At 69.0% G+C, this 11,973-nt stretch carries 8 protein-coding genes and 1 pseudogene; 3 read left to right on the top strand and 6 right to left on the bottom strand.

Annotated elements, in window-relative coordinates; genetic code table 11:
• Positions 1-1,038: 1,038 nt before the first annotated feature.
• Positions 1,039-1,779, bottom strand: coding sequence for an SDR family NAD(P)-dependent oxidoreductase (locus tag EES42_RS34650; RefSeq protein WP_124722150.1), 741 nt, complete (start codon positions 1,777-1,779; stop codon positions 1,039-1,041).
• Positions 1,780-2,339: 560 nt separating this feature from the next.
• A complete protein-coding gene (locus tag EES42_RS34645; protein ID WP_124722149.1) occupies positions 2,340-2,954 on the bottom strand; it encodes a Tn3 family transposase in 615 nt (204 codons plus the stop codon).
• A 73-nt stretch (positions 2,955-3,027) separates the two neighbouring features.
• Here EES42_RS34645 and EES42_RS34640 point away from each other — a divergent pair, with 73 nt between their 5' ends.
• The gene (locus EES42_RS34640; RefSeq protein WP_241196770.1) at positions 3,028-4,161 is read left to right on the top strand and encodes a PP2C family protein-serine/threonine phosphatase; all 1,134 of its coding nucleotides are present in this window, start codon (positions 3,028-3,030) and stop codon (positions 4,159-4,161) included.
• Between the two features lie 360 nt (positions 4,162-4,521).
• Here EES42_RS34640 and EES42_RS46665 read toward each other — a convergent pair.
• Positions 4,522-4,979, bottom strand: a pseudogene (locus EES42_RS46665) (SDR family oxidoreductase); the annotation flags it as partial.
• Positions 4,980-5,017: 38 nt separating this feature from the next.
• Entirely contained in the window at positions 5,018-5,980 is a 963-nt protein-coding gene (locus EES42_RS34630) for an alpha/beta fold hydrolase (RefSeq protein WP_124722147.1), read from the bottom strand.
• 739 nt (positions 5,981-6,719) lie between these two features.
• Here EES42_RS34630 and EES42_RS34625 point away from each other — a divergent pair.
• Positions 6,720-7,151 carry a hypothetical protein gene (locus EES42_RS34625; RefSeq protein WP_124722146.1) on the top strand — a complete coding sequence of 144 codons (432 nt, stop codon included), beginning with the start codon at positions 6,720-6,722 and terminating at the stop codon, positions 7,149-7,151.
• A complete protein-coding gene (locus EES42_RS34620) occupies positions 7,148-9,322 on the top strand; it encodes an NB-ARC domain-containing protein (protein WP_241196769.1) in 2,175 nt (724 codons plus the stop codon). The genes EES42_RS34625 and EES42_RS34620 overlap by 4 nt, the downstream gene beginning before the upstream one ends.
• A gap of 13 nt (positions 9,323-9,335) precedes the next feature.
• Here EES42_RS34620 and EES42_RS34615 read toward each other — a convergent pair whose 3' ends face one another.
• Together EES42_RS34615 and EES42_RS34610 are read right to left on the bottom strand one after the other, a co-directional pair.
• A complete protein-coding gene (locus EES42_RS34615) occupies positions 9,336-11,048 on the bottom strand; it encodes a hypothetical protein (protein ID WP_124722248.1) in 1,713 nt (570 codons plus the stop codon).
• A gap of 192 nt (positions 11,049-11,240) precedes the next feature.
• Positions 11,241-11,447: a hypothetical protein gene (locus tag EES42_RS34610; RefSeq protein WP_124722145.1), complete on the bottom strand. Its 207-nt coding sequence runs from the start codon at positions 11,445-11,447 to the stop codon at positions 11,241-11,243.
• Between the last annotated feature and the right edge of the window lie 526 nt (positions 11,448-11,973).

Raw genomic sequence — 11,973 nt, 5'->3', positions numbered from 1 at the left:
TTGTTCGAGACCCCGTTGGCGACGTAGGCGTTCGGCCCTGGCGAGGCCCAGGCCAGGGGCGGGGCGATGGCCGGCAAGGTCAGTCCCGCCAACATGGTCAGCCCCGCCATGCAGGTCCGCGCCCACACCCGTGGCCTTGGTCGAAGCTCGTTCTTCTCGGCCCCCGGGCCGCCACTGTCCAACCCGGTCTGCCTACTCCTGCGTCTGATCACCGGCACCTCCACGTCATGAATAGGGTCAGCTGCCTCAACCACGTCGATGGCACCGACAGTGAGTGATAGATCACTTACAGTGATCACCCGTAGAGTATGGGTCGGCGAGTTGATTCGCGTGCTTTGACACGATCCATCGGATCTTTGTGTAGAACTGTCCAGTTGGTTGTCGATTCTCCCCAGACGCCCCCGCCAGCAGCTCCAATCCTCCCCAGACTCTCCCCAAGGAGGGCCGCCGTGAAGGACGTTGGGAGACGAAACTTGGCGTTGTCGCAGACACGCTGAGTGACTGTAGCGGGCGCTCAGTCGGCATCCCAGGACCGGATCCAGCGGGCAAGGGCGTTTCGAGAACGCGCAGGCGGGCCGGAACAAGGCTGCGATCGGGCACCAGGAACAGGGGCGCTGTGAAAGAGATCAGTCAGTATGAGGATCATCGGCGCCAGCGCGACAGCGGGTGCACGTTCACGCAGACCCCCACCATCACGTCAGCCTCGCTCGGACCGGCCATGACCGCATGCCGAAGAATGCAGACCGACAGCGACCGGCATGGCCACCAGATGCTTGGGCAGCCATCATCTTCTCGCCTGCTGTTGTCGTGACTGCGCCGCGTCAACTGCTCATGCCAGGATCAGAAACAGCTTCGTCACGGGGCGAGGCAGCCGTCGCCGAGCCGAACGCCCGGGGGCCTTCACCTCGTGCCCGAACGGGCCGCTCCCGGGCAAGGGCCGCTGCTCGTGGTATGGGCCTTTCCTGTCGGGCAGGCCGACCAGTCCATGGACAGCATGGGCATGGGCGTCAGGTTTGGCATGTTCATCGCGGCCCGGAGTCACCCGATCGCAAGCTGTCCGCCGCGTGCCTCGAGAACCGCGCCGGTGATGTAGCTGGCGCGGGAGGAGACAAGGAACAGAACCGCTTCCGCGATTTCCTCAGGGTTCGCGACCCGCCCCAGTACGGTGGTTCGCCCGATCGCCTGGAGGGTTTCACCTCCCATCTCCTCCGTCCCGGGGGTATAGACGGGGCCCGGGGCCACGGCGTTCACGCGGACGCCCTGGGCGCCGAACTCGTCAGCCCATACTCGTGTGAGAAGTTCGAGTGCAGCTTTGGAAGCCCCGTAGGCGCCCGATTCCCGCACCGGCGTGGTAGCCGCCGCTGTACTCACACTCACGATGGAGCCACGCCCCCGCGCAGCCATTCCAGGGGCGAGGGCACCGACCAGGAGCATTGGCGCGCGTGAGTTGACGGCCATCTGGGCGTCGAACATCTCGGCGGTGGTGTCCGGCGTACTGGCGAACCGGTAGATACCAGCGTTGTTGATCAGAATGTCTACTTCGCCTGCTTCAGCGGCAAGACGCAGGACATCCTCAGAACTACTCAGATCCGCAGCGACGAACCTGGCCTTCCCGCCTGCGGCAGCGATCTCTTCGACGGTCGAAGCACCTCGCTGCTCGTCCCTCCCATGGACGACAACCGAGGCCCCCAACGCTGCCAGGCGAAGGGCAATGGCCCGGCCGATGCCAGCGGTGGCGCCGGTGACAAGAGCGGTGGATCCGTCCAGTTCTGCAGTCATGGAAAGCTCCTCCAAGCCGAGAGGAACGACATGCTGTCGGCTGTTCCTTGTGTAACCGATGATTCTGATGGTTCATTCCATGGCGGGAACGGACCCACGCCCGGCCGATCGTTGATCATGGTCCAGCCCGGGGCCGCGGCCCCGGCGGTCTTGGGAGGCCGGTGAGCTCGCCTTCGCTGATCACGTCCGCAGGCGACTGGAGCGCGCCGCACTGCTCGTGGAGATCGACGGGTGCGCTGCGTCGAGATCGGTGACGGCGAATGACTGGTCGAGCACATCGGTGAGGTCACTGTGGCGCCGTTCAGCAGCCGGCTGGACCGCGGCGTCAGTCTTCCCCTGTTCCCGGCTCAGCCGTAGCGTGCGTCAGCCCTCGTGGCCATCGCCGTCCTCGTCCTGCTCGGACGCGTACGAGTTACGAAAGTGCCGCAGAGCGGCAGCCGCGGGGGGGTGGAGGCGCCACACGCTGTCCGGCCTGCCACCGCCCCGGCCTTGACGGCGGCGCAGACTTCCGGGTATCCGGCCGGCGAGCGTGACGGCCCCGCTCGGGCGCCAGGCCACGTTCACCGCACCCACTCGTACTCGTCGTCCGCCTCGTACTCGTCGTCCGCGTCCCATCCGGCGTCGCGGTCACCGTCGAGTAGACCGTTGATATCGTCCTCAGTGAGGACGTCGCGCACATCGTCCATGGCCATCATGATGCCGACCTGCCCCCGCCTTCCTGCGGCCTGGCTGAAGCCCGCCGCGGCAGGTTCCTGGTCACGCAGCTGCGTGAAATCCACATTCAGCTTCGGGTCGTACGCCGCCGGCTGAATGCCGAGCTCGTGCGTGGAGTACTCGCCGAACCGCTGGAGGTGCTCGGTCAGGTACGGCGAGACGCGCGCCAGGTCCTCGGGGGCGATCTCCCAGCCCTCCTCCAGCAGCTGGCGGACGATCTCGGCGATGTCCAGGGCGTTGTGGAAGATCACGGCGTTCGTGAGCAGCGCGTTGAACTTCATCTCCTTCTCCTGCTCGACGGGGTCGTTGTCGGCGATGACGCCGCGGTTGCCGAAGCCGACCCACTGGGAGAACCGGTTGAGCGACGAACTTCTCGCCGGTCCAGCGCACGACCAGCGCCTGTACGCCCTGGGAGAAGACCCGACTCGTGTTCGTCGGCTGGTTGGGGGTGCGTAATCGATGGAGCATAAGGGGTATATGGGTGCGCGACGTTCGTGGGATCAGCTGCTGGAGCCGCCATCAGGCCGTGGTTTGGTGGCGATCCCGTTCGTGCTGATCGGGACGATCACCCTGTTGGACATCTACACCGGTCGCGATGTCCAGCTGGGCCCACTGCTGGTCATCGCGCCCGCTCTGACCGCCTCCCTCGCCGGGACACGGCTTACTGCTCTCGCCGGGGTCCTGGCAGTGGCGGCCCAAGTGTTCATCGTTGTCTCCCTCGGCGGACTGACCACGCCCAACCGCCTGGCGCAGATCATCGCACTGACCGTGCTCTCCGCCTTGGTGGTGTTCACGCGGTTTGTGCGGGAGCGACGCGACCGGGCGCTGAGCCTGGCACGCTCCGTGGCGGAGACGGCTCAGCGGGCGCTGCTTCGGCCTCCGCCACGCCGGATCGGGCCGTTGCAGGTGGCATGGCTGTATATGTCCGCGCAGGACGAGGCCGAGATCGGGGGTGACCTGTTTGCGTTCGCCCGCGCCGCGCATGCCGCGACCCGGGTAGTCATCGGCGATGTCCGGGGCAACGGACTGGCCGCCATCGGTGAGGCCTCGCTGGTGCTGGGGGCATTCCGTGAGGGCGCTCACCGGTGTGCCACCCTCCCCGAGCTGGTAGCTGCCCTCGAAGACAGCGTCTCCCGAAACCTGGAGGACGTGTCGGACACCGAGCACGACCCCGGCGAGCACTTCATCACCTGCCTCGTTCTGGAGATCCCCGACGATGCCCCGTCGGCCGCCGAGATGATCAACTGCGGGCATCCCCCGCCTCTGCTGTTGCACGATCGGCGGGTCACGGTCCTGCATGCCCGACAGCCGCTGCCTCCGCTGGGCGTGTGCGAACGACCGATCGAGGGCGACCGCATCGACCCGTTCACCTTCACATGCGGTGACATGCTCGTCCTCTACACCGACGGAGTCATCGAAGCCCGCTCGCCGTCCGGAGCGTTCTACCCGCTCGCCGAACGAGTCGCCTCCTTCCCCACCACCAGCCCCGACACTCTTCTGCGCCACATCCACCGCGATCTGCTCACCCACATCGGCGGCCACCCCGCCGACGACGTAGCCCTCCTGGTCATCGAATGCACCCCGTCCCACCGGCCGCACCTCACACCCCATCCCATTGGTCACCACCGGCACCACCTCAGTGGATCGCCCCCGCCCCCAGGCCGCTGAGCCCAAGATCCGGGCGACCCAGGCGGGTGGTGTCAGGCCCATTCCACACCGAGCTCTGCGACCTGCGCCCGCTTGCGAAGAACGGGGCGACCGGCAGTTCCGGGAGGACCGCCGTGCTCCGTTCCCGGTACAGGGCGCAGTTCGCGGTGGCGATAGGAACCTCAGTTGTCGGGGGCGGCGGCAGGGCCCGGGTTCTCGGGTTCGACGGGGTGCTCGGCGACGACGCGAATCTCCGGGCAGTGCCATCGAGCGGGTCCAGGCTCGGGTTTTCCTGCGCGCCCGTCGGCCCAGGGAGGGCAGCGCGCTCGCCGGAGCAGTCGGCGGGCCGGCCGTTGCGGCTTTCCGCGTATCCCGCCCCGATCAGAGGGTCCCGTGTGCGCCCCCGTTCACGTGCAGCACCTGGCCCGTGATGTGACGGGCCCGGGGGAGGCAAGGAAGGCGACCGTGGTGCGACGTCCGCGGGGTACCGGCGCGGCCCGTTGCCGTGGCGGGGACGAGGGCGGTGCGCCGGGCTTCCGGGAGGCAGCCGCGGAAGAACTCCGTGTCGGCGATGCAGTCGGGCGAGACCACGTTCGCGGTGATGCCGCGTGGACCGAAGCTCGCGTGGCCAGATCCAGGTTCCAGGTGGCGAGCCCCGCCCTGACGGCCCCGTAGGAACCGGCATCCTGGTCGGCGGCGATCGAGCCGATGTGGACGACCGCGTCGCCGGGGGCGAGCCGGTCGTCCAGCGCCCTCGTGGTCAGTGCGGCACTCGCCAGGTTCGCGTCCAGGTTGGCGCGGAAGTACCGGGCGTATGCGGCCAGGTCCGTGGCTCCATCGAACGCACAAGGGGGCTGTGGGTCCAGCCTGTCCGCCGTCAGCGGCGGGCGCGTCGCAGCCGGTGGCCGAGAAGAACAGCTCCCGCACCGACGATCAGGGACGCCCCGGCGAGACGAGCGAGGACGGTCCTGGCACGTGCGTCATTCGCGGATCCGCTGGCCGCCAGGGACGGCCGGGCGGAGTCGGGGGCTGCAGCCGCCTGGAGGATCAGGTCGGCGACCGCCTCGGGGTGGGCGATCAGGGACACATGTGAAGAGTTGATCTCCACCGTGTGCGAGCCGGCCCGTTTTGCCTGGAAGCGTTCCTGATCCGGGTTGATGGTCTTGTCCTGCCGGCCTACCAGCGCCCAGGACGGTATCTGCTTCCAGGCCGCGACCTTGGCCTTCTCCGAGAAGGCGGTCGTGGCGGCGGGCCGCTGGGTGACCCCCAGCAGATTCGCCTCGCTCTCCGGCAGGTCTGCGGCGAAGACCTGGTGGACCTTGTTGCGCTCCAGGTACAGGTCGGTCCCACTGCGACCGCTCTCCCGGAACGGGACGGACTTGGTGGCGGTGCCCAGTTCACTGGGGAACCGCGCGGCCAGCGACATGCCGCTCTCGCCCACGTCGGGCATCAGAGCCGACACGTACACGAGCGACTTCACCTTGGGTTTTCCGGCCGCGGCCGAGCTGATTACCGCGCCGCCGTAGGAGTGGCCCACCAGCACGACGGGGCCCTGGACGCTGTCCAGTACCGAGGCGATGTAGGTGGAGTCGTTGTACAGTCCGCGCAGCGGGTTGGAGGGTGCGATCACCGGGTAGCCGCTGCGCTCAAGGCGCGAAATCACCCCGTCCCAGCTGGAATTGTCGGCGAACGCACCGTGTACCAGAACTACCGTGGGTTTCGCGCCGGAAATGTCGCCGTCCGCGAAAGCCGGGACTGCCGTCGTCGTGCACAGGACCAGGGCACATCCGGCCACGGTGACGTGCGCTCGCGATATGCCGGAGATCACCAATGAGGTCATGCTGTTCTCGCTCTCCTCGATGCCAACAGCACCTCAGCGTTCACGCAGTGGCGCCGCCGGGCCCGGCAGTACCCCCCAACCGGGTGAAAGGCGCGTGCATCGGAGTGATTGGCCGGCCTCGCCTGGCGTGGCAGTACTCGCTTCCGGGTGCGGAGCCCGGGTTGTCGGTCACCTCCGCACCCAGAAAGCGCTCGGATCTACAAGACGGCCGAGAAGGTCGCCGCCCGCGCCGGGGTGATCGCCGCCAAGCGCCGCGCGACCGCCTGCCTGCGCTGGCATGTCGCGCAGGACGAGGCAGGCCTACCCACACTTGAGTGGAGCTTCGACCAGGACGTGCTCGACGCCGAGGCCAAGGCCGACGGCTGGTACGCGCTGATCACGCCGCTCAACGCCGAGCAGGCCACCCCTGCCCAGATCCTGATCCAGTACAAGGGCCAGGGCGCGGTCGAGCGCCTCAAGGGCCCGCTCGCCGTCACCCCGGTCTTCGTCCAGCGCAACCGCCGCGCCGCCGCGCTAGGGACGTGTGTGCGTCGCCATACCGTAGGAAGGGGCAGGTCAGGGGCGTACGTGGCGGGACACCATAGTTCTGCCGCCCGGAGTGCTTGTGCCCACCATGAGGGGCTCCGGCCGGTTTCCGATGCGCCGCGCCCCTGGACGCGCTTCCGAAGTGCTCGTCCGCTCTCTACGGTAGAAGTGACTTCACGCGCGCACGGCGCGACGGCGAGACAACGGGGGCATCGTGGAAGCGGAGTTGGCGGCACTGGCGGTGTCGGGTGCGACGACCTTGGTCGGTCACATGGTCTCGGACGCCTGGGCGCAGACCCGGGAGCGAATGGCACGATTCCTCGCGCGGGGCGGGGAGACCGATGGTGTGGACGAGGAACTCGACGCGTCCCGGGAGGAACTCATCGCGGCCCGCGACGGCGAGGATCCGGATGCCGCGGCGGACATCGAGGACGAGTGGCGGCTCAGGATGCGCCGGGCACTGCGCGCGGACCCGGCGGCCGCACAGGAGCTGCGAGTGCTGCTGGACGAGCTCGCCCCTCGATCGGAAGGCGTGTCGACGGTGACGATCAACAACAGCGTCAGCGGGGACACCCAGAACTCCCAGGTCGTCCAGGGGCAGAGTTTTTCCGGCGGCCTGACCTTTCACGGTCAGGGGAGAGCGTGAAGAGTGAGGAACCCGCTGCCCGCCGGGAATCCACGTACGTCAGCAACGACCTGTCCGGGCAGGTCCACGGCCCGAGCATCCAGGCCCAACGGATCCATGGCGGAATCACCTTCAACGTCCAGGCACCGCCCGGCGTCGGGCCGGACATCAGGCCGGACGAGGTCCCACCGCTCCCGTTCCCGTTCGTCAATCGCTCGAAGCGCCTGGCGGAGCTCGACGCCTGGCTGGGAACGGGACGCCCGCGGTCGGTGAAGGTCGGGTTCGGAGCCCTGTACGGCATGTCCGGCGTGGGCAAGACCGCGCTGGTGTCGCACTGGGCGGACGAGAAGCGGGAGCTGTTCCCCGACGGCCAGATCTACGTCGATTTCGCGGCGCTGCGGGAAGAGCCGGAGGGCGGGGACGTGTCCGAGGCCGTTCGCCGGTGCCTCAGGTCCCTGGGAGTCGACGAGTCGACCATCCCCGCGTCGCTCGCCGACCGCACAAGGCTGTTCCGGTCGCGTTCATCGGGCCGGCGGCTGCTCGTGGTCCTCGACAATGTGAGCCAGCCGGCCCAGGCAGCCTCCCTGATCCCCAAGGGCGAGGGCAGCGCCCTGCTGGTCACGAGCGGCGGTCTGCTCGGGGAACTGGCACTGGACGGTGCGCGGATGATGCCGGTGCGGCCTCTGGGCCGGGCCAGCGGGCTGGAGTTGCTGACCGAACGCTGCGGTGAGGCGGTCGTCGCGGCGGACCGGGAGTCGGCCGAACGGCTGGTGGACCTTTGCGGGGGCCTGCCGGTGGCCCTGCACATCGTGGCGGCCCGACTGCTGACCAACCCCGGGCTGACCCCGGCAGATCTGGCCGGTGAGCTTGCCGACGAGTCCGGTCGCCTGGCGGGAATGTCCCTCGGAGAGGAGCGGTCGGTGTCCGCTGTGCTCGATCTCGGCTACCGGGAACTTCCCCCGGACACGGCCCGGCTGTACCGGCTCCTGGGCTGGCTGCCGGGTACCACGTTCGACGTGGGTGTCGCCGCGGTCGCGGCGGGCATCGACACATCGAGCACCGGGACGATGCTGAGGGCGCTCGTTTCGGCGAGCCTTCTCGAATCGACCGGGGACGGCCGCCACCGCTTCCACGACCTGGTACGACTCCATGCCCGGGAGCGCGCCGCCGCCGAGGAGCCGGAAGGCGAACAGCTCGCTCTGCTGGGGCGGGTGACGACGCACTACCTGGCTCTCACCGCACTCGCGGACCGGTCGATCAGGCAGGACCGGCTGCGGATCGCGGATCTCACGACGTTGTTGAGCGCGGCCCCCGACCCCTTCGGAACCACGGGGGGCACAGCGCCTCTCGACTGGCTGGAAGCGGAGCACCGCAACATCCTGGACGTGCTGCGGGCCGCTGTTCGCGAGGAGACTCTCCGGACCGAGGTGTGGCAGCTGTCCGAGGCGTTCACAGCGTTGTTCTTCCACCACCGGCATCTCGGTGACTGGCGGGAGTCGCTCGAACTGGGGGCGGCGGCCGCGGCCGCCGCGCTGGAACCGGCCGCCGAGGCCCGGCTGCGGAGTCTTCTGTCACGCCCGCTGATGGATCAGGGCGAATACGACGCAGCGCGGCGGGAGCTGGAATCCGCCGTGGCATGTGCCGAGGTGTCGGGAGACCTCGTGGTGCGGGCCTCCGTGCAGGAGTTCTCGGGCCGGTACTGGGAACGCTTCGACCTCTCCCGCGCCATGGACGCCTACCGCAGTGCGCTTGAGCTCAGCACCGCGGCGAATGAAGGGCGTGGCGCCGCAATTGCGGCCTATTTCCTCGGCAGCGCCCAGGACGCGGCCGGTGACCACGGCGAGGCCCTGGTCACTTTGCGAGGGGCGCACGCGGAGCTGACCGCGCGGGACGATCTGCGAATGGCGGCGCGGGTGCTGGCAGCCATGGGTCTCGCCCACGATCATCTCGGGGAGCACGACGAGGCGATCCGCACGCTGAGCGAGGCCGCCCGAGCCCTGCGCGAGCTGCAGGCGACGCACTACGAGGCCCAGGCCCTGGTGGCCCTGGCCGGGATCAAGGAGCGCTCGGCAGCCGATCCCGAAGCGGTACGGGCCGACCTGACGCGGGCCCTGGAGATCTACGAGGCGGGCGGCAGCCCGCAGGCCGAAGTGCTTCGCCGACGGCTCGAAGGAACGGGTGAAACAGGCTGAGGGCCGGATGTCCTCAGCCGAACGGGCCGACCGGGACATGCGGGCGCAACCGGAGGGAGACGTCTTCGTCGCGCAGCTCACCGATGCGCAACGTCACCATGGCGTCGTCCAACGGGGCCCCCGCGCGCAGCAGGGTGTAGACGGTCGCGGCCGGCAGACCGGGATCGACTGCGGGTCCGGTGACCGCCGCCTCGACCACCCGTCCGTCGCGCAGCCCCACCAGACAGCCGCCCCCGTCCAGGGCGACGGCCGCGAGGCGGCAGCCGGGACACCGGTGCAGCGTTTCCCCGATCCAGCGCAGGGCCGCGGCGGTCGTCGGCAGGGCACTGCGCCGGATCAGCACCGACGCACTCTCGACCAGGCGCCGGTCCCGTTCCCGCTCATCACAGGCCAGGTGGGTGAATACCCGCGGGTCCTCGTGTTCCGCGTCGGACACCGCCGCGGGGTGGCGCCGCACGGTGACGGTCAGCCTTTCGTCGTCGTGGGACGAGGCCGTGGTCGCCACGGTCCAGGAGGAGACCGAGGACACCGCCTCCTCCGGCGTGGGCAGTGCCGGCCGGGGCGGGACACCGGGTGACGGCTCGGCCAGTCCCATCAGCCGGTAGAGCGCGGTTCGCAGCTGGTGGAGCGCCTGCCCCGGCCGGGCGAAGGCCTGCTCGGCGATCGTGCGGTAGCGGTCGGGGGTGTGTTCGCCGACGGCGGTCCTGATCTGCTCAGCCATGTCGCCCAGCGGATCGAGTCGGGGCGCGTCCCGTCCGAGACCGTCCACGGCCGTACCCGGCACGGCATCGCTCCCGAACGCGGCGAGCAGCACCGGCTTGCCCAGAGCCGCACCGTACAGGGTCACCGAACCGTGGTCGCCGATGACGGTGTCCGCGGCCACGAGTGCCGGCCTCCAGGCGTGAACGGGGGGAATCAGGATCAGCCCCGCGTCCAGCGCGGCTGCCAGAGTGGTACGGATCTGCCAGGCGCCGTGCCCCGACCAGACGTTGGGATGGATGATCGCGGCGACCCGGAATTCGTCGTACGGCAGCGCGGCGAGCAGACGGGCCGGGAGATCAGGGTTCTGCCCGATCAGGGAGGTGGGGCCCCAGGTGGAACTGAGCACCACGAGTTGTCGCCCGTCCGGCACGCCCAGCGCGGCCCGGTAGACCCCGGCCTGATCCAGGCTGACGAGCAGTTCGTCGAAACAGGGGTCGCCGACCAGCAACGTGTGTCCGGCCGCCCGCGGATGGGTGGCGAGCAACTGCTCCTCCTGGCCCGGATGCGAAATGGCGAGCCAGGCCCGTCCGGACTCCAGGAGCCGGTCCGGCACCACCCCGGACAAGCGGCTGCGCGGTGCCCGTGAGTCCGGCACGTGCTTCTGGAAGCCGATCCCGTGGGGCAGCACCAGAACGGGACAGTCCCCCTCCGGCACATCGATGTTCTCACTCGCGGAGACGATGAGATCGGGAGCGGCGTCGGCCACCTGCTCCCAGGACATCACCCGGCATCCCGAGTCGTGGAGCAGGTCGAGCACCCCGTCGTTGAAGGCGGACGTGGAGTCGTAGGCGAAGACGACGGCCACCCGGCTGTCACCGCGCAGCAGCGCGGGCAGGCATTCAAGGACCCGCGCGGTCGAGGTGACGGTGCGAGCGGCTACGACCAGGGTCTTCTCGCGACGGAACGTGCTCCATCTCAGAGCATCCGGCCCGACGGGAACGCGGAGGGGCTGCCTAGCGTGCATGGCCACCCCAGGACGCTACCCCCGGTCGAGCGGCTCGCGGCTCGCGGCTCGCGGCTCGCGGCTCGCGGCTCGCGGCTCGCGGCTCGCGGCTCGCGGTCCATGGTTCCTCTATCGTGCTTCAAGCTGGAGAACAACCCCTCCGGAGGGTCAGTGCGACGTCGGTGTTCGCATACACCGTAGCCAACTCTCCACCTACTTCAGCACGGTCACCACCACTGCCATCACCGCGCTGATGACGGTCAGGGCCGACGCGAACGCCCTGCCCGACCTCGCGACGGCCTCGGGTACCGGGGCGCCGCCCCAGCGGGCGACGGCGAACGCGATCCCCGCCACGAGGCAGGCGGACATCACCGCCAGCGCGACTGCCATGAGCAGCATCGCCGTATGAGTGGGGCTCACAACAACTCCTCCTTCGATGCCTTCGAGCTCGTCTGCTTCGTGCGGGCGGGCATTCACGCGGCACGAAACAACCATCCACCTGCACGCGGGCCGGCCGAGCGGGTTGGATGTTGTCCACGTGACAACACGGGGTTGTCCGGGGAACAACTTGGTCTGAGAGAGATGACGTGGGGACTTTGAAGCGGCCCGGCCGGCCCTGGGCGCCCGCACGGGGATCGTGCAAGGAGATCAACGATCTCGTTCACGCCCTGCGGACCTGGCTCGACACCTCCAACATGTCGGTGGCTCAACTGCGTGACCGATTGACCGCCGAGCACTTCCGCACCGGCGCGGTTCCCGATCTGCGCAAGCTGCGTGAGCAGCTTTCCGGGGTCGCTCTGACCTGGGATCTCGTCGAAGCCGTCGCCGACGTATGTTTCCCCGACGAGTCCGGGCCGCGGGCCGCCGAGCGGCTGGAGCAACTTCAACCGCTGTGGAGTGCCGCTCAAACCGCGCCCACGCCCGTCACCGCCGACGGGAATCCGTC

The sequence above is a fragment of the Streptomyces sp. ADI95-17 genome, from assembly GCF_003846175.1.
Classification (GTDB): Bacteria; Actinomycetota; Actinomycetes; order Streptomycetales; family Streptomycetaceae; genus Streptomyces; species Streptomyces sanglieri.
This window is presented reverse-complemented; position numbering and strand designations above follow the sequence as displayed.

Bases quoted from the DNA above. Each gene is read 5' to 3' on its own strand.
- EES42_RS34650 (WP_124722150.1), bottom strand. From the start codon at position 1,779: ATGACTGCAGAACTGGACGGATCCACCGCTCTTGTCACCGGCGCCACC.
- EES42_RS34630 (WP_124722147.1), bottom strand. From the start codon at position 5,980: ATGACCTCATTGGTGATCTCCGGCATATCGCGAGCGCACGTCACCGTG.
- EES42_RS34615 (WP_124722248.1), bottom strand. From the start codon at position 11,048: ATGCACGCTAGGCAGCCCCTCCGCGTTCCCGTCGGGCCGGATGCTCTG.